At 59.4% G+C, this 18,121-nt stretch carries 19 protein-coding genes and 1 pseudogene; 12 read left to right on the forward strand and 8 right to left on the reverse strand.

The window, feature by feature from the left end; translation table 11 throughout:
- Positions 1 to 59 precede the first annotated feature (59 nt).
- A complete protein-coding gene (locus ACR9ZQ_RS17680) occupies positions 60 to 1,319 on the forward strand; it encodes a class I SAM-dependent methyltransferase (protein WP_481428441.1) in 1,260 nt (419 codons plus the stop codon).
- Here ACR9ZQ_RS17680 and ACR9ZQ_RS17685 read toward each other — a convergent pair whose 3' ends face one another.
- Positions 1,320 to 2,153 carry an SDR family NAD(P)-dependent oxidoreductase gene (locus ACR9ZQ_RS17685; protein WP_481428442.1) on the reverse strand — a complete coding sequence of 278 codons (834 nt, stop codon included), beginning with the start codon at positions 2,151 to 2,153 and terminating at the stop codon, positions 1,320 to 1,322. It abuts the gene before it with no gap.
- 98 nt (positions 2,154 to 2,251) lie between these two features.
- Positions 2,252 to 2,911: a ChrR family anti-sigma-E factor gene (locus ACR9ZQ_RS17690; protein ID WP_481428443.1), complete on the reverse strand. Its 660-nt coding sequence runs from the start codon at positions 2,909 to 2,911 to the stop codon at positions 2,252 to 2,254.
- A gap of 210 nt (positions 2,912 to 3,121) precedes the next feature.
- On the opposite strand from ACR9ZQ_RS17690, the gene ACR9ZQ_RS17695 reads away from it, so the two are divergent.
- The 5 genes from ACR9ZQ_RS17695 (at position 3,122) to ACR9ZQ_RS17715 (ending at position 6,993) form a co-directional block, all read left to right on the forward strand.
- Positions 3,122 to 4,162 carry a cysteine synthase A gene (locus ACR9ZQ_RS17695; RefSeq protein ID WP_481428444.1) on the forward strand — a complete coding sequence of 347 codons (1,041 nt, stop codon included), beginning with the start codon at positions 3,122 to 3,124 and terminating at the stop codon, positions 4,160 to 4,162.
- A 6-nt stretch (positions 4,163 to 4,168) separates the two neighbouring features.
- Positions 4,169 to 4,906 (forward strand): alanyl-tRNA editing protein, encoded by a 738-nt coding sequence (locus tag ACR9ZQ_RS17700; protein WP_310383081.1) that lies wholly within the window; start codon positions 4,169 to 4,171, stop codon positions 4,904 to 4,906.
- A 44-nt stretch (positions 4,907 to 4,950) separates the two neighbouring features.
- Positions 4,951 to 5,820 (forward strand): 3-mercaptopyruvate sulfurtransferase, encoded by an 870-nt coding sequence (gene sseA / locus ACR9ZQ_RS17705; protein ID WP_481428445.1) that lies wholly within the window; start codon positions 4,951 to 4,953, stop codon positions 5,818 to 5,820.
- A 5-nt stretch (positions 5,821 to 5,825) separates the two neighbouring features.
- Entirely contained in the window at positions 5,826 to 6,386 is a 561-nt protein-coding gene (locus ACR9ZQ_RS17710; RefSeq protein WP_007815685.1) for a GNAT family N-acetyltransferase, read from the forward strand.
- 97 nt (positions 6,387 to 6,483) lie between these two features.
- Positions 6,484 to 6,993 (forward strand): DUF1203 domain-containing protein, encoded by a 510-nt coding sequence (locus ACR9ZQ_RS17715; RefSeq protein ID WP_310383079.1) that lies wholly within the window; start codon positions 6,484 to 6,486, stop codon positions 6,991 to 6,993.
- A 16-nt stretch (positions 6,994 to 7,009) separates the two neighbouring features.
- Here the strand turns inward: ACR9ZQ_RS17715 and ald are convergent, their stop codons facing one another.
- Positions 7,010 to 8,128: an alanine dehydrogenase gene (gene ald / locus ACR9ZQ_RS17720; protein ID WP_310383078.1), complete on the reverse strand. Its 1,119-nt coding sequence runs from the start codon at positions 8,126 to 8,128 to the stop codon at positions 7,010 to 7,012.
- 158 nt (positions 8,129 to 8,286) lie between these two features.
- Here ald and ACR9ZQ_RS17725 point away from each other — a divergent pair, with 158 nt between their 5' ends.
- The 4 genes and pseudogenes from ACR9ZQ_RS17725 (at position 8,287) to ACR9ZQ_RS17740 (ending at position 12,233) form a co-directional block, all read left to right on the forward strand.
- On the forward strand, positions 8,287 to 8,748 hold the full coding sequence (locus ACR9ZQ_RS17725; RefSeq protein ID WP_007813006.1) for an Lrp/AsnC family transcriptional regulator: 462 nt from the start codon (positions 8,287 to 8,289) through the stop codon (positions 8,746 to 8,748).
- Between the two features lie 68 nt (positions 8,749 to 8,816).
- Positions 8,817 to 9,698, forward strand: a complete 882-nt coding sequence (locus ACR9ZQ_RS17730; protein ID WP_481428446.1) for a DMT family transporter — start codon at positions 8,817 to 8,819, stop codon at positions 9,696 to 9,698.
- Between the two features lie 87 nt (positions 9,699 to 9,785).
- Positions 9,786 to 10,100: pseudogene (locus tag ACR9ZQ_RS17735) on the forward strand (PilZ domain-containing protein); the annotation flags it as partial.
- A gap of 144 nt (positions 10,101 to 10,244) precedes the next feature.
- Complete coding sequence (locus tag ACR9ZQ_RS17740; protein WP_310383075.1) at positions 10,245 to 12,233, forward strand: bifunctional 2',3'-cyclic-nucleotide 2'-phosphodiesterase/3'-nucleotidase; 1,989 nt, start codon at positions 10,245 to 10,247, stop codon at positions 12,231 to 12,233.
- 39 nt (positions 12,234 to 12,272) lie between these two features.
- Here the strand turns inward: ACR9ZQ_RS17740 and ACR9ZQ_RS17745 are convergent, their stop codons facing one another.
- Entirely contained in the window at positions 12,273 to 12,830 is a 558-nt protein-coding gene (locus ACR9ZQ_RS17745; protein WP_310383074.1) for a DUF2087 domain-containing protein, read from the reverse strand.
- Positions 12,831 to 13,018: 188 nt separating this feature from the next.
- The gene (locus tag ACR9ZQ_RS17750) at positions 13,019 to 13,987 is read right to left on the reverse strand and encodes a LysR family transcriptional regulator (RefSeq protein ID WP_310383073.1); all 969 of its coding nucleotides are present in this window, start codon (positions 13,985 to 13,987) and stop codon (positions 13,019 to 13,021) included.
- A gap of 141 nt (positions 13,988 to 14,128) precedes the next feature.
- Here ACR9ZQ_RS17750 and ACR9ZQ_RS17755 point away from each other — a divergent pair, with 141 nt between their 5' ends.
- Entirely contained in the window at positions 14,129 to 14,743 is a 615-nt protein-coding gene (locus tag ACR9ZQ_RS17755) for an FMN-dependent NADH-azoreductase (RefSeq protein ID WP_113325199.1), read from the forward strand.
- Positions 14,744 to 14,793: 50 nt separating this feature from the next.
- Here the strand turns inward: ACR9ZQ_RS17755 and ACR9ZQ_RS17760 are convergent, their stop codons facing one another.
- A complete protein-coding gene (locus ACR9ZQ_RS17760; RefSeq protein WP_310383071.1) occupies positions 14,794 to 15,372 on the reverse strand; it encodes a TetR/AcrR family transcriptional regulator in 579 nt (192 codons plus the stop codon).
- Positions 15,373 to 15,479: 107 nt separating this feature from the next.
- On the opposite strand from ACR9ZQ_RS17760, the gene ACR9ZQ_RS17765 reads away from it, so the two are divergent.
- Positions 15,480 to 16,256 (forward strand): SDR family oxidoreductase, encoded by a 777-nt coding sequence (locus ACR9ZQ_RS17765; protein WP_310383070.1) that lies wholly within the window; start codon positions 15,480 to 15,482, stop codon positions 16,254 to 16,256.
- An 11-nt stretch (positions 16,257 to 16,267) separates the two neighbouring features.
- Here the strand turns inward: ACR9ZQ_RS17765 and ACR9ZQ_RS17770 are convergent, their stop codons facing one another.
- Positions 16,268 to 17,539 carry a GGDEF domain-containing protein gene (locus ACR9ZQ_RS17770; RefSeq protein WP_310383069.1) on the reverse strand — a complete coding sequence of 424 codons (1,272 nt, stop codon included), beginning with the start codon at positions 17,537 to 17,539 and terminating at the stop codon, positions 16,268 to 16,270.
- Between the two features lie 242 nt (positions 17,540 to 17,781).
- Positions 17,782 to 18,111 (reverse strand): HlyU family transcriptional regulator, encoded by a 330-nt coding sequence (locus ACR9ZQ_RS17775; RefSeq protein WP_007812996.1) that lies wholly within the window; start codon positions 18,109 to 18,111, stop codon positions 17,782 to 17,784.
- Positions 18,112 to 18,121 lie beyond the last annotated feature (10 nt).

Genomic DNA, 18,121 nt, shown 5'->3' on the forward strand with positions numbered 1-18,121 from the left:
CGCCGGAGGAGAGGCGCAAGCATTGTCCTGACCGGCCTAAAAATACGGGAGGATGGACGGTGAGCAATTTACAGGATTTGAATCAATCTGCCCGGGACGCGGTGACGCTGACGGCAGAAAATATTTCACGCATCGTCAAAGGCCTGCCCTTCAAAGCGAAGCTTGCACTGCGCGGCCTGATGCGCATGCAGCACGGCTCCCTTGCGGTCACGCTGCCCGACGGGCGCAAGGTGTTTATCAAGGGCAATGCTGCCGGACCTGACGCCGCGTTGACGCTTCGAAACTGGAACCTTGCCGATCGCGCGCTGACCAGCGGCACGATCGGTGTCGCCGAGACCTATATGGACGGCGATTGGGACAGCCCAGACATCACTGCCTTCCTCGAGCTTTTTCTCGTCAATGGCGAAGCGGCGCACAGCTACGCGCATGGCAAGCGCGGCGTCGGCCGCTTCGTCGAGCGTATCCGCCACTGGATGAACGCCAACACCAAGACGGGCTCCAAGCGCAATATCTCGGCCCATTACGACCTCGGCAACGACTTCTACAAGCAATGGCTCGACCCGAGCATGACCTATTCCTCGGCGCTCTATTCGACCGGCGCCAACGACCTGCAATCGGCACAGAACGCCAAATATCGGGCGCTGGCGGAGGCGACCGGCATCAAGTCCGGCGATCATGTGCTGGAAATCGGCTGCGGCTGGGGTGGCTTTGCCGAATTTGCGGCAGGCGAGTTGAATTGCCGGGTGACGGGGCTGACCATCAGCCGCGAGCAGCTTGCCTTCGCGCAAACGCGCATCAGCAACGCGGGGCTTAGCGACAGGGTCGACTTTCGCTTCCAGGACTATCGAGACGAGACCGGGGTCTATGACCGCATCGTCTCGATCGAGATGTTCGAGGCTGTCGGCGAGAAATACTGGCCGGCCTATTTTTCCAAGCTGAAGCAGTGTCTGAAGCCGGGTGGTAAGGCAGGCCTACAGATCATCACCATCCGTCCCGAGGCCTTCGAGCAATATCGCAGCAATCCGGATTTCATCCAGAAATATGTCTTCCCCGGCGGCATGCTACCGACGCGCCACCACCTTGCCGAACTCGGCAGGAAGATGGACTTGTCACTGGTCAGAGACTTCGGTTTCGGCCTTGACTACGCCCGTACGCTGGCGGAATGGCGCGAGCGCTTCTGGTCCGTCTGGCATAAGCTCAGGCCGATGGGTTTCGACGACCGGTTCAAGCGGCTCTGGGAATTCTACCTCTTCTACTGCGAGGCAGGCTTTCGCGCCCGCAACATCGATGTGCGGCAGGTGGTCTTTTCGCGGTCTTGATCACTCAGCCGGATGCGGCGTCACCGGCCGGTGACTGGAGTTGGCGGGCCGCTCGCCCCAACCGGTGAAGCGGTTCACCAGTGCGAAATAGAGACCGTAAGGCAAGATCCGCAGGAACTTCAGCACATAGGTGAAGCGCTTCGGGAAGGTGATCTCGAAAGCCTGCGATTTGAGGCCTGCCGCAATGCGCGCTGCCGCCGTCTCGGGCGAAACCAGTGCCGGCATGGGAAAGGCATTCTTACGCGTTGCCGGCGTATCGACGAAGCCCGGATTGATGAGCTGGATGCGGATGCCGATCTTATCGAGATCGAATTTCAGGCTTTCGGCCATATTGATCAGGGCAGCCTTGGTCGCGCCGTAAGCGGCGCTGGTCGGCAATCCCGTGTAGCCCGTCACTGAGGAAACGATGGCGATCTGGCCCTGCCCCTTCGCCTTCATGTGGCGGATCGCCGGCAGCAGGCAATTGACCACACCTGACAGGTTGACGGCAAAAGTCTTCTCGAAATCGGCTCGGTTCAGATCCTCGCCGTGGACGGGCTGATAGACGCCGGCACACAGGATCGCCATGGCGAGCGCACCGTGCTCATATTCAATCGAGGCCATGACATGTTCCATGTCTTCGGCATCGGTCACATCGCCATCGAGCACAATGATGCTGCCGGACAGTCCGGCTGCCTCGAGCTGCAATTCCACCAGTTTTTCGTGATTGCGGGCGGTGACGGCGACCCCGTATCCCTCGCCTGCGAGCTTCAGCGCCAGCGCTCGGCCTATTCCGGAACTTGCACCGGAAATCCAGACGATACCATGTTCTGGACGGGCGATGAAATTACGCATGACACTTCCTCCGGTCTGCCGATTTGAACACGAACACAGGCCCGGAAGCTCCTCATCTCTCCCGGGACCATGGCTCTATCACAGCATTGTGGCTGCTTTCAGCCGATGAGGTCGCCGATGATCTGCCGGAAGGAGCCGGTGAGCTTGATCGGGCCATCCGAAACGGCAAAGGCGACGCAGGGCCGGTCCTTCTCGGCGACGGGGCGATGGTCGACGGTGGCATCCGCAACCGAGATATCCCCCGGCCCGAAACGGCCGCGCTCGTCGCGGAAAGCGCCATCGAGGATGAGGATCAGTTCCATGCCCGCATGCGTGTGGGCAGGCAGTGCGCGACCCGGCCGTATCCACATCAGGCTGACCTCGCAGCCGTCGATATCGGTCGCATATTCCTTGAAGCCCGGAAGGCGCTTGCGCCACGGCACATCATCGGCTTCGAAACCGATGAGATTGCGCAAGGCGCGCGGGAAAAGAGCACCCGGCGGACGTGACAGGAGCTTCGGAGAGGAAACAGGGGCCTTCGAGCCGAAGATTGCCGCAAGCTTCGCATCGCGGTCGCTGATCGGGCTTGATGGCGTGCTCTCCAGAGCTTCTCCAGCCAGCCATTCGAGGTCAACCACCAGGCCGCGATTGTCCGGCTTCATTTCGAGATGAGATTCCACGAGTGCGCGAGCCGGCTCCGGAAGGGAGCCAGCAACATAATGCGCCATCAATGCATCGATCGTGTCGATATGCTCGTGAACCATGTCAGATTCGGTCACGCCTTGTTCCTGCGCCCGTGCTTGCTTTGTCGTCATCCATACGCCGAAAGTCAATCTTCGGATCACTGCTTGCCCAGGCTGAGCGAAAGGCTGGAAATAGAAGACTAATTTTATCGCGGGCATAGAAGGCATGGAATAGGATTTCTTGCCAATGCCGCCTTGTGAAGGGAAAAGACCGTTCCTAAACTATGCGTAAACGAGGCAGATTCCATGACCTTCCACCCATCCGTAATCGAGGCTATCGGCAATACGCCCCTCATCAAGCTCAAGGGTGTTTCCGAGGCGACCGGCTGCACCATTCTCGGCAAGGCCGAGTTTCTCAATCCCGGCCAGTCGGTGAAGGACCGAGCGGCGCTCTACATCATCCGTGACGCCGAGAGAAAGGGCCTGCTCAAGCCCGGCGGCGTCATCGTTGAAGGTACGGCTGGAAATACCGGGATCGGCCTGACGGTCGTCGCCAAGGCGCTCGGCTATCGTACCGTGATCGTCATTCCGGAAACCCAGAGCCAGGAAAAGAAGGATGCGCTGCGCCTGCTCGGCGCCGAGCTCGTCGAAGTTCCGGCCGTTCCCTACAAGAACCCCAACAACTACGTGAAGGTTTCGGGCCGCCTTGCCGAACAGCTTGCCAAGAGCGAGCCGAACGGCGCTATCTGGGCGAACCAGTTCGACAACGTCGCCAATCGCCAAGCGCATGTCGAAACCACCGCACCCGAGATCTGGAAAGATACGGACGGCAAGGTCGACGGCTTCATCTGCTCGGTCGGTTCGGGCGGCACGCTTGCCGGCGTGGCGGCAGGTCTGAAGGCCTTCAACAAGGATATCAAGATCGGCATTGCCGATCCCGAGGGTGCTGCGCTCTACGAATTCTACGCGAACGGCACGTTGAAGTCCGAGGGCTCGTCGATCACCGAAGGCATCGGCCAGGGGCGCATCACTGCCAACCTCGAAGGTTTCACGCCTGATTTCTCTTATCATGTCACCGATGCCGAGGCGCTTCCCTACCTCTTCGATCTCGTCGAGCATGAAGGGCTTTGCCTTGGCGGTTCCACGGCGATCAATATTGCCGGTGCGGTTCGCCTCGCCAGGGATCTCGGCCCCGGCCACACGGTCGTGACAATCCTCTGCGACTATGGCAACCGCTATCAGTCCAAGCTCTTCAATCCGGATTTCCTTTCATCCAAGGGCCTTCCCATTCCCGAATGGATGGTCGGCTCGACGGATATCAAAATACCCTACGAACCCGCAGCGTGAGCCCCCATGCCAGTCAATGCCCTCTACCGTGACGACTTCTATCTTTCCACATGCGAAGCGGTCGTCACGGCCGTTCACGAGGACGGGGGCATCGAGCTGGACCAGACCTGCTTTTACGCGACATCGGGCGGGCAGCCGGGCGACACCGGCTTCTTCGAACGGGTTGATGGTTCCAAGATAGAACTTGGCCAGGCAAAACACGGCGCGACCAAGGACATCATCATCCATATGCCGCTGGAAGGCCAGCCGCGCCCTGAGAACGGCGAGAAGCTGGTGCTGCACATCGACTGGCCGCGCCGCTACCGACTGATGCGCATGCACACTGCCTGCCATCTTCTGTCGGTCGTCTGCTCCTATCCGATCACCGGGGCAGCGGTCGGTGAGGACGAAAGCCGCGTCGACTTCGACATGACCGATACGATCGACAAGGATGAGGTGACGGCCAAGCTGATGGACCTCGTCAATCAGAACCATCCGGTCTATCTTCAGTGGATTACGGATGAGGAGCTCGCCGCCAATCCCGGCATCGTCAAATCGAAGAATGTGCGTCCTCCTGTTGGCCTTGGTCGCGTCAGCCTCGTCTGCATCGGGGAGAGTTCTGCGATCGACAGCCAGCCCTGCGGCGGCACGCATGTTTCGGAAACACAGGAAGTCGGTCAGATTCATATTGCCAAGATCGAGAAGAAGGGCAAAGAGAACCGGCGCTTCCGCATTCGCTTCGGCACGCCCGGCGACGAAGCCTGATAGACGATGCCTGCTATTTGGGCCTGATATTTGGGGAGATCATCATGAGCGACACCAAGAGCCATTTCGTCGTCTCGGCCGACTGGCTGCAGGCTGAACTCGGCAAGCCCGATCTGCGCGTGCTCGACGCATCCTTCTACCTTCCGGCGCAAAAGCGCGATGCAAATGCGGAATATGCCGCCGGCCATATTCCGGGTGCCATCCGTTTCGATCAGGACAAGATCGCCGACCATTCGACGAACCTGCCGCATACGATCCCCTCGCCCGATTATTTCGCTGCTGAAGCCGGCAAGCTCGGCATCAGCGAGAACGACCGGATCGTCGTCTATGACGGCATCGGCATGTTTGCCTCGCCACGTGTCTGGTGGCTGTTCCGGGTGATGGGCGCAAAGAACGTCTTCGTGCTTGATGGCGGATTGGACGGCTGGAAAGCCGAAGGACGACCGCTCGAAACCGAGGTGCCGCACTATGCCCCGGCGAGTTTCAAGACGAACTATGATGCCAGCCGCGTCGTTCATCTCGAGCAGATGCGCGATATCGTAGCGAGTGGCGCTCTGCAGATCGCCGATGCCCGCAGCGCCGGACGCTTCGCAGCCGTCGAGCCGGAACCGCGCGCAGGCATGCGTTCCGGCCATATGCCCGGCGCACGCAGCCTGCCATCAGGCGTCTTTGCCAATCAGGGCCGCTTCAAATCGCTGCCGGAACTGAAGCAGACGATCGAGGATGCCGGCATCGACCTTTCCAAGCCGGTCGTCACCTCCTGCGGATCGGGCATTACCGCCGCGATCATCACACTGGCGCTGGAATCGCTCGGCCATACCGATAACAAGCTCTACGACGGCTCCTGGAGCGAATGGGGCAGCCGCGAGGACACGCCCGTCGTCACCGGCCCGCCTGAACCGGTCAAAGCCTGACCGCCATGGGAAAGACGCCCGCCTCGCTCAAGGCCCATATTACGCGGCTTGAAATGGTCGCGCCGCCGAAGGCAAGCCTGCCTGTGCCCGTCAACATACAGACGGCAATCATGCGCGCCCCAGGTATTCCCTTGGCCTTCTATCGCTACCTCTACCGGCAGGTTGGCGCGCGCTGGCAGTGGGTCGACCGATTGAGGATGAGTGACGAGGAGCTTACGGCAGCGCTGCATGACAAGCGCAACAATATCAGCGTACTCTACGTCAACGGTGCGCCGGCCGGCTTCTTTGAATATCTCTGCGAGGACGAGGATACGATCGAGCTCTCCCATTTCGGGCTCTTCGAACATGCGCTCGGCCTCGGCATCGGCAAATGGTTCCTGCTCCAGGCGCTCTACGCGATCTGGACACTGAACCCGACAAAGGTCACGACGACCACCAACAATCTCGACCATCCACGGGCATTACAGCTCTATCAGATGTTCGGTTTCTCTCCCGTCTCCACCGGCACCGGGATCGTCAGGCCGTTGAGCGACAAGGAACTGCTGGAAATCGCCAGGAAAAGCTGATCGCGTCTGCACGCGACGTGCTGTTCGAAGCAAGAATCGGGTGGCTTGGTTGATCGTCAGCGCGGAAACTATGGCAAAGCTCACAAGGAGATTTGCCGTGACCAGCATTCAGTTTTCCGCGATGCCGACATCAGATGCAGAAGCGCTCTGGAGCGGCGGCCGCGATGCCTATGATCGTTTGCCTGAGACGATGATATCCGATGGTCCAGGCCATCCCTGCCGCCACTGCCTGCGAAATATCGGCGCTGGCGAAGAACTCTTCGTCTTTGCCTACCGGCCCTTTCCGGAACTGCAGCCCTATGCCGAGACCGGCCCGATCTTCCTGCACAAGCAGCCTTGCAAGCGCTATTCCGCCGACGAAGTTCTGCCTCCTGTCCTGACGACAAGCACTGACTTCATTGTGCGCGGCTATGGCGAGAATGACAGGATCGTCTATGGCACCGGTGCGGTCACGCCGATCGAGAAGATCCCTGCTTATGCGACCGAACTGCTTGCGCGGCCCGGCATCGCCTATGTGCATGTGCGCTCCGCGCGCAACAATTGCTATCAGTGCCGGATCGACAAAGTAAAAGCGCCGGCCCTTGCGGAAACCGGCGCCTTCATCTGACCTAGAGTCAGCTGGTTTACGCTACGTTCAGCGCGCTTTCCGGCGCGACAGCTTCATAACCAAGCGCGTCAGCGACCGGCTTGTTGGTGATGCGGCCCTTGTGGACGTTCAAGCCGTTGCGCAGATGCTTGTCCTCGGCAACGGCGCGCAGGCCGCGATCGGCGAGTGCGAGGCCGTGGACGAGTGTCGCATTGTTCAGCGCGTGGGCAGACGTGACGGGAACGGCGCCTGGCATGTTGGCGACGCAATAATGCACGACGCCGTCGACGACATAGGTCGGCTCGGAATGGGTCGTTGCATGCGAGGTTTCGAAGCAGCCGCCCTGGTCGATCGCGACGTCGACGATGACGGAGCCCTTCTTCATGCCTGTCAGCATTTCGCGGGTCACGAGCTTCGGCGCGGCAGCGCCAGGGATCAGCACGGCACCGATGACAAGATCAGCGGAGAAAACTTCTTCTTCCAGGGCCTGAATGCTTGAATAGCGCGTATGGATACGGCCATTGAAGATATCGTCGAGTTGGCGCAAGCGCGGCAGCGACTTGTCGAGAATGCTGACATCAGCGCCGAGACCGGCTGCCATCTTGGCTGCATGCAGGCCGACGACGCCGCCGCCGATGATGGCAACCTTGGCCGGGAGAACACCGGGCACACCACCGAGCAGGATGCCGAGGCCGCCATTGGCCTTCTGCAGTGCAGTGGCACCGGCCTGGATCGAAAGACGACCGGCGACTTCGGACATCGGCGCCAGGAGCGGCAGGCCGCCGCGATCGTCCGTCACGGTCTCATAGGCGATTGCCGTAACGCCGGAGGCGAGCAGACCCTTGGTCTGTTCCGGATCGGGCGCAAGATGCAGATAGGTGTAAAGGAGCTGACCGTCGCGGAGCTGCGCCCATTCCGACGGCTGGGGCTCCTTAACCTTGACGATCATGTCGCACTTTTCAAAGATATCTTTGGCGGAGGCGGCGATCTTCGCGCCAGCAGCCATATAGGCGGCATCATCGGCACCAATGCCGGCACCCGCCTTCGTCTCCACCCAGACCTCATGGCCGTGGGCGACATATTCTCTTACCGAAGCCGGCGTCAGACCGACGCGATATTCATGGTTCTTGATTTCCTTCGGGCAGCCGACACGCATTCGCGTTCCTCTCATTTTATGTCCGCGTTCCGCGGAGCGTTTTCTTGCTCCTAAATCCAACCACCACGGCCACGAAATGTCCTTGCAAAGAGGATTTGCGTTTCAGCAAAGTTTCGAAGATTATTGCGTTAACTATCCATTTTTCGAAGGTTCTTCGAATGTCTGATCTCGATAGTATCGATCTTGCGATTCTAAGGGCGCTACAGATCAATGCCCGTATCACCAATGCGGAGCTCGCCGACAAGGTGGGACTATCGCCTTCCGCCTGTTCGCGGCGGCTCGATATTCTCGAAAAGAGCGGTGTCATCGGCGGCTATCATGCGCGGCTTTCGCACAAGGCGCTCGATTACAAGATGATCGCCATCGTACACATCTCGCTGTCCGGCCAGTTCGCCAAGACGCTGTCGGAATTCGAGGCGGCAGTGAAACGCTGTCCGAACGTGCTCGTCTGCTACCTGATGTCCGGCGAGTACGACTATATCCTGCGGGTCGCCGCCCGTGATCTGGAAGATTATGAGCGCATCCACCGAGACTGGCTTTCGGCGCTGCCGCATGTGGTGAAGATCAATTCGAGCTTTGCGCTACGCGAAATCATCGACAGGCCGAATGTCGGCCTTTGAGCCCTTGCAAAGCCCTCGAATCCTGCCCTAGCTTGATGTTGCGGGCGTCTCCGCTTCAACGGCAAGACATGAAATCCAAGACTCACGGCTATATCTTCCTGCTCCTGGCACTGACGATCTTTTCAGCGCAGGATGCGATCTCGAAGCATCTTGGTTCAGCCTATTCGCCTATCTTCGTGACGATGGTGCGCTATTGGGCCTTCGGCCTGTTCACCTTGATTCTGGCCGCGAAAATGCGCGGTGGCATCGCCGCCACCGCTCGCACCAAGCACCCCTTTCTGCAGGTGTCGCGCGGCATTCTGCTTGCTGTGCAGGTGGTGCTGGCAATCACCTGTTTTGCGCTGATTGGCCTTGCGCATTCGCAGGCGATCTTTGCCGCTACCCCCATCATCGTCGCACTGCTTGCCATTCCCCTACTTGGCGAACGAGTTGGCTGGCGCCGCTGGACGGCAATCGGCGTCGGACTTTGCGGCGTGTTGCTGATCCTCAAGCCGGAGGGCGGGTTCTTCGACGTGAACCTGCTTCTTGCCGTCGTCTCCTGCGTCAACTTCGCGCTTTACGTGATCGCCACTCGTTACGTGAGCCGGCAGGATTTGGCGATGACGAGCTTCTTCTATACCGGTGTCGTCGGGGCTCTCGTGATGACGCTCGCAGGCCCTTTTTACTGGACGCCGGTTCAGGGCTGGGACTGGATGTGGATGCTGGCCGTCTGCCTGACCGGAACATCGAGCCACTATTTCCTGATCCGCGCCTATGACAGTCTCGACGCGGCCGCCGTCCAGCCGGTTACCTATATCCAGCTTGTCTACGCTTCTATCCTTGGCGTGCTCATCTACGGGGAGGAGCTGACGCTGAACATGATCGTCGGTTCGATCATCGTGGTCGCGGCCGGCATCTTCACGGTGTGGCGCGAACATGTCGTGGCGCGGCGAGCGGTCGTGCCGAATTGAGACTTTCGCAGCAATTTTAAATAAGCGCCTAAAGGCATTTCAATCTTCGCTGCCTATGCTCCTCCCGAATTCGTCACGGGGATAAGCATGATACGCAATCTCAAGATCACGACCCGCAAGGCCGACCGCAGGAGCTGCCGCGTTTTTGGCAAGATCCGTTATCTGAACAACCAGGTAGATGCCCGCATCCTTGATATTTCAGCTACGGGTGCAGCACTCGAAGTCAAGGCGCCGCTTTATGCGGCCTCGGGCAGCAAGGTCCGCATCGAAGCCGAAAATCTCGGCCTGCTCGAAGGCGTCATCCGCTGGACACATAATGGTCGTGTCGGCATCCAGTTCGACGTGAATTCCAATGCCCGCGCGCTCATTGCCTCCTATTTCCGCTTCTTCCATCGCGAAGTGCCACGCGTTCGGTAAAGCTTTCCAGAACGGTGCCGCTTTGGCGGCATCGTTTTTGCCATTCTGTCATTTTCGCGATGTACTCCTTTGCCAATCATCCTAAGTTCATCGAACCGGGTGATGCATGATGTCAAAAGGAGTGTTTCCATGCCTTCCATTCTCGATGTGCCTGCAATGAGCCGTCGTTCCCTGCTTGGCGGTCTTGCCGCCACTTCCGCTCTGGTGCTGCTGCACCCGTTCAGCGCCCGCGCTGCCGCAAACCAGGCGCATCTGCGGCTCATGGAAACGACCGACATCCACGTCAACGTCCTCCCTTATGACTATTATGCCGACAAGCCGAACGACACGATGGGCCTGTCGCGCACGGCAACGATCATCGACACGATCCGCGCGGAAGCCGTCAACTCGCTGCTGATCGACAATGGCGACGTGCTGCAGGGCAATCCGATGGGCGATTACATGGCCTACCAGCACGGTATGAAGGATGGCGACGTGCATCCGGTCGTCAAGGCGATGAACACGCTCGGCTATACGGTCGGCACGCTCGGGAACCACGAATTCAACTATGGCCTGGACTTCATGTTCAAGGTGCTGAACGGTGCGAACTTCCCGTTCGTCTGCGCCAACCTGACCAAGGGCCAACTCGCCTCCGATCCGAAGCAGGACGATCTGTTCTTCAAGCCCTATATCATCGTCGAAAAGCAGATCAAGGACGGCGCCGGCAATGAAAGCCCGGTCAAGATCGGCTTCATCGGCTTCGTACCGCCGCAGATCATGCTGTGGGACATCAAGAATCTCGAAGGCAAGGCGCAGACGCGCGATATCGTTCAGGCCGCCAAAGCCTGGGTGCCCGCCATGAAGGAAGCCGGCGCCGATATCATCATCGCCCTGTCCCATTCCGGCATCGATGGCTCAGGCCCATCCGAGAAGATGGAAAACGCCTCGCTGCATCTTGCTGCCGTCGAGGGTATCGACGCGATCTTCACCGGCCACCAGCATCTGGTCTTCCCTGGCCCGAAAACCTGGGATGGCATAACCGATGCCGATCCGGTCAAGGGTACGCTACATGGCAAGCCCGCCGTCATGGCCGGCTTTTGGGGTTCGCATCTCGGCCTGATCGACCTGCTGTTGGAGAAGGATGGCAACAGCTGGAAAATCGTCGCCTTCACCTCCGAAGCACGGCCCATCTACCATCGCGACGACAAGAAGAAAGTCGTTGCCGACGTCACCGATAAGAAAGAAGTGGTCGAGGCCGCCAAGGCAGAGCACGAGGCAACGCTTGCCTATGTCCGCACGCCTGTCGGCAAGACCTCCGCGCCGCTCTATTCCTACTTTGCGCTCGTTGCCGACGATCCCTCAGTGCAGATCGTTTCGCAGGCTCAGACCTGGTACATCAAGCAGATGCTGGCCGATACGCAGTTCAAGGATTTGCCGGTTCTCTCCGCCGCAGCGCCTTTCAAGGCCGGGGGCCGTGGCGGCGCCGACTACTATACGGATGTTCCGGCCGGCGATATCGCCATCAAGAATGTTGCCGACCTCTACCTCTATCCGAACACTGTTCAGGCTGTCGCAATCACCGGTGCGCAGGTGAAGAACTGGCTTGAAATGTCGGCCGGCATATTCAACCACATCGAGCCCGGCTCCAAAGATGCGCTTCTGCTGAACAACGACTTCCCGTCCTACAATTTCGACGTGATCGATGGCGTGACCTATCAGATCGATCTGTCGCAACCGCCGAAATATGATTCGTCGGGCAAGGCCGTCAATCCGGACTCCAACCGTATCCAGAACCTTGCCTTCGAGGGCAAGCCGATCGATCCGGCCCAGAAGTTCGTCGTCGTTTCCAACAATTATCGTGCCGGTGGCGGCGGCAGCTTCCCGGAAATCGCCTCCGACAAGGTGATCTTCCAAGCGCCGGACACCAACCGCGACGTCATCGTCCGCTATGTCCATGATCAGGGCACGATCAACCCGTCCGCCGACGGCAACTGGACCTTCAAGCCCCTGCCCGGCACGACCGTCGTGTTCGAAAGCGGCCCGAAAGCCAAACAGTATCTCGCCGACGTCAAGAGCGTGAAGATCGAGGATGCCGGCGAAGGCGCCGAGGGCTTCGCGAAGTTCAGGCTGGTTCTCTAAAGCCGCAGGGGCGCGGTTTCTTCAACCGCGCCCTTTCGCTCAAGCAGTTTCGGCCTCAGCTTCGATGCGACGAAGAAGCAAGCCGAGTTCGGCCGGCGGCTTCTTTTCGATCCGGAGATATTGCCTGCCATCGCGGGTGCGGTGGACAAGCCCGAAATCGAAAAGCTCGCGGCGCAGCAGTGCCGCATCGCCGAAAAGATGCAGGCGGCTCAGCAAGTCGCTGATTTCGCGCTCCGTCAGTTCCGTATTCGACGGTAGTTTCGACCACAGGAACCATAAGCAAAGCTCCTGCAGCCCCCTCCTGCCCGGCCAGCGGATCAGTCGACCATTGCCATCGAAATGGCGCGATGCCTTCAGCACACGGTCTTCGTCCGGCAAAGGCTGGGGATCCAGCTTCAGGCTCCAGTCCTTCAGCACTTCGGCGGAGTGCGCCACGCTGCGGAAATGCTGGTAGTTGCGATAACCCGCCGCGCGAGTCAGCAGATTGAGCATCTCGACATGGCTCGGCCTGTCAGCGAGCGCTTCGATCTGCTTACGGAGAGATTTGGCAAAAGCCGAGAGATCGGCGATTTCCATTGGAAAGATAGATCTGGTCACGTCTTATCCTCAACGCGCCGTTCCCTGAAAAAGGTGTCGGTGGTCGCCGGCTTTCGACTTCGGCACAGGACAAGTGCTGATGATCTTTCTAAAGCAGGTTTAGCTTCCCTTGCGGGACGGCGACGCCTCGGTGAACTGCAGACCGTGACGCCGTTATAGCAAAGGCCGGAAACCCGTCAACTGTGCGGCTATTCCGCAGCCTCGCGAATGGCGTGCAGTCCGTCGATGCCCAGCATGTTGATGAGTTCGCCATGGCTCGGGCACATGGAGAGTCGCCGGCGGAAGGCTTCGATCAGCCACTGGCCGGCAGGACCCGGCGGGTTGGCGGCCTTGCGCATGGCGTAGATCGGGTATTCGCCCTGCTCGTAGGCCTCCAGCTTGATGGCGACCAGATTGCCCTTCATAATGTCGTCACCGACGAGAGACACCGGCAAGCCACCCCAGCCAAGACCACCCTTGATGAGTTGATGTTTGGTCGCAATGTCGCTGACGCGCCATGTCCTGTAAGACAGAACATTGAAATCCCGCCCCTTGGTAAGCCCGGAAGCGTCGGAGACCACGAGCTGGATCTCTTCACGTACATCGGCCAGCGTCAGGGGCCGTTCGATACGCGCCAGCGGATGATCGGGCGCGACTACAGGAACCATGAAGGAATAGCCGATCTTTTCAGCTATCAGCGAATCTTCCTGCCTCACGAGCGCGCCGCCAATGCCGATGTCGGCTTTGTCGCTCAATACCATGTCCATGACCATGCCGAGCTCGCCGACATTGAGGTTGAGCGCAACGCTGGGGAATTTCTCGCGGAATTCACGCAGCTCCATCATGACGGCATTGGCTGGCACCATCACGCTGATCGCCAGAGAAAGCTCCGCCTCCAGCCCCTGCTTCATGCTTTTCACGCGGGCGCGCATGACTTCGAGGTCAGCCATCAGGCGGCGGGCGTCTTCAAGCATTGCCTTGCCGGCATCCGTCAGCTTCGGCTGGCGGGCGCCGGAGCGCTCGAAGAGCGGCACTTCAAGCTGGGCTTCCAGATTGGCGATCGTATAGCTGATGACCGACTGCGCGCGGTTCAGCACACGCGAGGCGGCTGAAAAGCTGCCGGTTTCGGCGACCGTCAGGAAAACCTGCAATTGATCCAGTGTCGGGTTGGGAAGCATATTCCATCCAATCCATCGATAATTTTGATCGACATTATCCCAGTTTTTTCGATACTGGGCCAGCCTTATTTCTTGTCTCGAACACAGCGGCCCACCGCTCCCAACCGGCCGCTGAACCGCAATTCGAGAGGAAATTCAACCATGTCTTCCATTCTTCTTCTGACGTCCAGCCCGCGTTCAGAGTCCCTTTCCACGTCGATCGCCGTTGAACTCGCCGATAAGCTCAAGGCTCAGAACCCCGGTAGCGTCGTCGTCCGCCGCGACCTTGCTGCAAATCCGCTGCCGCACATTGACGATCTCTTCACCGCGGCCATCCGCAAGCCGCCGGAAGCCCGTACCGCCCAGGAAGCTGCTGCAGTCAAGACTTCCGACGAGCTCGTCAACGAGTTGCTCGCAGCCGACAGCATCGTCATCGGTACCGGCCTCATCAATTTCAACATCTATTCTTCGCTGAAGACCTGGATCGATAATGTGGCCCGCGCCGGCCTCACCTTCAAGTATACCGAAAGCGGCCCGGTCGGCCTCGCCACCGGCAAGAAGGTCTATGTCGTCCTCGCTTCCGGCGGCGTCTATTCCCAGGGTCCGGCTGCCGGCATGAACCATGCTGTCCCGTATCTGAAGTCGGTTCTTGGCTTCCTCGGCATTACCGACATTGAAACCATCTATGTCGAAGGCCTCGCTTTCGGCCCGGAAGCTGCGGAAAAGGCCATCGGCGCCGCCAAGTCGCGCGTCGAGGAACTCGCTCTCGCTGCCTAACCTGCAAATTCAAAAGTTCCACTTGAGGGGGCCGGCGCAAGCCGGCCCTTTCATTTTGCCGAGAAACCATCGACGAAGGACCGGACCGTTTCCAGGATTTCTTCAGAGAGTTTTTCGTCGTCGGCAATGCGTGCAAGGCCGACCGCACCCGTCATCAGGCACGAAACGATGATTGCTTTGCGGCGTGCGTCAGCCTCGTCGACCGCATTCATACGGCCTGTCATGTATCCGAGATTCGTCTTCAACTGTTCGGTCGCAAGCGAGCGGCATTTCTCGTCGCTGCGGGCAAGGTCGGCGGTCAACGCGGCAAAAGGGCACCCGCCGCTTACGTCATCGCGATGGACCTCGCTGAGGTAATTGGCGGAATATTCCGCCATCGGAATATCTGCCGGCGCTCTGCCCTGCGAACGCACTTTCGCTTCCCAGGACCCGAAAGCCAGCTTCATGGCTTCGGCCACCATGTCATCGCGTGACGCAAAATGCTTATAGAAGCCACCGACCGTCAGCCCGGCCTCCTTCATCAGATCGGCGACGCCGATACCCTCGAGCCCCCTCTCCCGCAGGCGCCTGGAAGCAATCTCGACGATCCTGTCGTGCGTCTTCTGCTTTTCGAGTTGCGAATGGCCCATTGAAAATCTCCCGGCATACGGACTTGACTCAAGTGGATTACAATCATAATCCTTGTAGATATCGATCATAATCCAGATCGAGGTATTTTCCAATAGGAGCCATTCCCATGCGTCTCAAGAACAAGATCGCGCTGATTACCGGCGGCAACAGCGGTATCGGGCTTGCCACCGCCAAGGTCTTCGTCGCCGAAGGCGCGAAGGTCATCATCACCGGCCGCAACCCGGAAACGCTCGCAGCGGCCAAGAAGGCGCTTGGTGGCGATGTGCTGGCGCTGAAGATCGATCTCACCGACGTTGCGGCAGCGGAAAAGATCTTCGCCGAGGCTGCTTCTGATGTCGGCAAGTTCGATATCGTCTTTGCCAATGCCGGCATCGGCGGCGCTACACCACTCGGCCAGACCTCACTGGAACAGTTCGAAAAGATTATCAGTACCAACCTGACCTCGGTCTTCTTCACGGTTCAGTCCGCACTGCCGCATCTGAACGATGGCGCTTCGGTCATTCTCAACGGCTCCGTCCACGCCGTTCTCGGTGCGCCGGGCTGGTCGGCCTACGCCGCCACGAAGGGCGCTGTGCGCTCCATGACCCGCAACCTCGCCTCCGAGCTCGCACCGCGCGGCATCCGCGTCAATCAGGTAACGCCGGGCGGCACGCGCACGCCGATCTGGTCGCCCTACGCGCAGACGGAAGATGCGATGACGGCACTGGAGGAAAAGCTCGGGAATATGAGCGCGCTTGGCCGCATGAGCGAAGCAGACGAGATCGCGAAGGCTGCGCTTTATCTCGCCTCTGATGATTCCAGCAATGTCACGGGAATCGAGATTACCGTCGATGGCGGCATGACGAGCGCTCCCTCCGGCGCCAAGATCTTCCGCACCGCCTGAGCGGGCCTGATCTAGCTGACTTTTACGACACCGGAGCGGCCGACGACACAGTTGCGGCCGCTCTTCTTTGCCTCGTAGAGGCGGCTGTCCGCCGCCGAAAGCACAGTCGTGAAGCTGTCCCCATCTTCGTCGGCAGTTGCGACACCTATGCTCACAGATACGGGCGCGTCGTCAGGCGTCTTGACGCTGGTCACAATCGTCCAGCGCAGGCGCTCGGCGAGCAGCAATGCCTCCTCATGGCCAGTACCGGGGCAAACGGCAACAAACTCTTCGCCGCCGAAGCGGAAGATGCGGTCGCTGGAGCGGAGTGTCGTTCCAAGCCTGGAGGCAATAGCCTTCAGAACCTCATCGCCCTGCAGATGGCCGAAGCCGTCATTGACGTCCTTGAAGTGGTCGGCATCGATGATGAGAACGGTCGCATACTGGCCCTGCCGAAGCGCCTCACGTACCATCAGCGGCGCCTCCAGCTCCATACGGCTGCGGTCATAGACGCCGGTCAGCATATCGCGGCCGGTGCGTTCCAGGAGATCGTTGTAGCGCTCACGGAATGTCAGATCGCCGAAGAGGTCGCTGATCGAGCGGGCCGAGGCGGCAACGCCGGCCCGGCGGATACGGTATTCGTAGATGGCAAACATCAGGGAATAGAGGCAGACGGCCAGCATCTTGGCTTTCCATCCGGCCCAGAAGGCCGCCATCGGAACGCCCATGAAATAGTGCAGGCCGCTGAAGAAACAGATCTGGTCAAAGGTCAGAACCACGAGGCCCGAGATCATGAAGCGCAACACCACGCGCCTGCGCATGAAATCGCCAAGCTTTTCGTAGAGCAGGATGATGCCAAGCGAGTCGAGGTAGAGAACTGCCGTTCCCCACACCATCAGCCAGCCCATTTCCTTCAGGAAATCGACGTCTGCCGGATGACCGGGCGACAGCTCCAGCGGTTGGTGAAGCTGCAGTACCCAGGCAATGGCGACGGTCAGGAGATTGCCGAGAAACAGACCATAGATCGGCTGGCGGACGGTCGCCGCATCCTCCTGCAGGTAGAGCATGAGGATCATCATCAGCTTGCCGGAAAAGAAGATCGAAGAACCCGGCGAGACGCTCCCGAACGGCAGGGAAACATAGAAGACCGCAGCGAGATAGGTCTCCATGAAATGCATGACGCCAAGCGCCGTCAGGAAGACGCCCAATCCGAGGCGCTGGCGAAAATGCAGGAGACTGACCATCAGCACGAAATAGCCGACGGCTTCGAAGATGAAGAGCGCGGAGTTCAAGAGCTCCATCACGGTCCTCCGCCTACAACAGGACCGCGCGAGAGAGCCGCAGCCGCCGCAGCGGATCTTCTGGTCAGTCGTCCGGAAAGCTCAAACACATGCGGCGCCCTGCAAAACCTGCAGGCGCCACCTTCGCCATAATCCTTTAAGATTAGGTGAGCAACGCAGCAATTTCCATCACGGAAATGCTGTCATAGTTTTGAAAAACAACGGGAAATGGCGGTTCGAAAAAGCCTTGTCCGGCTAACGAGCGCTCAGACCTGCCGAAGCTTCTCGCCATCGCCGAAGAGGGAGGGGCCATGCTGATCGATGATCTGTTGCGCCTTGCGCACCGTGCATTCGATCGCATCATCGGACGAGGAAAAGAGATCGGCGCGAATGAACTTGCGCACGAGAACGTCCTCGCCAACCTTCTTTTCGATGCGGCCGGCTAGACGATACTGGCCGCCTTCCTTCTGCGGCTCCGCATAGATGGTGCAATCGCCATAGAGCTGCGGCTCACCGGAAGGACCCGCAGCTGCCTCGGTGGAGGATTTGCCGCCGCCGGAGAATACCGAAAGAATGTTTGAAAGGAACGAAGCCATAATCCGCCTT

This window comes from Rhizobium sp. KNZ14-9A, assembly GCF_056755015.1.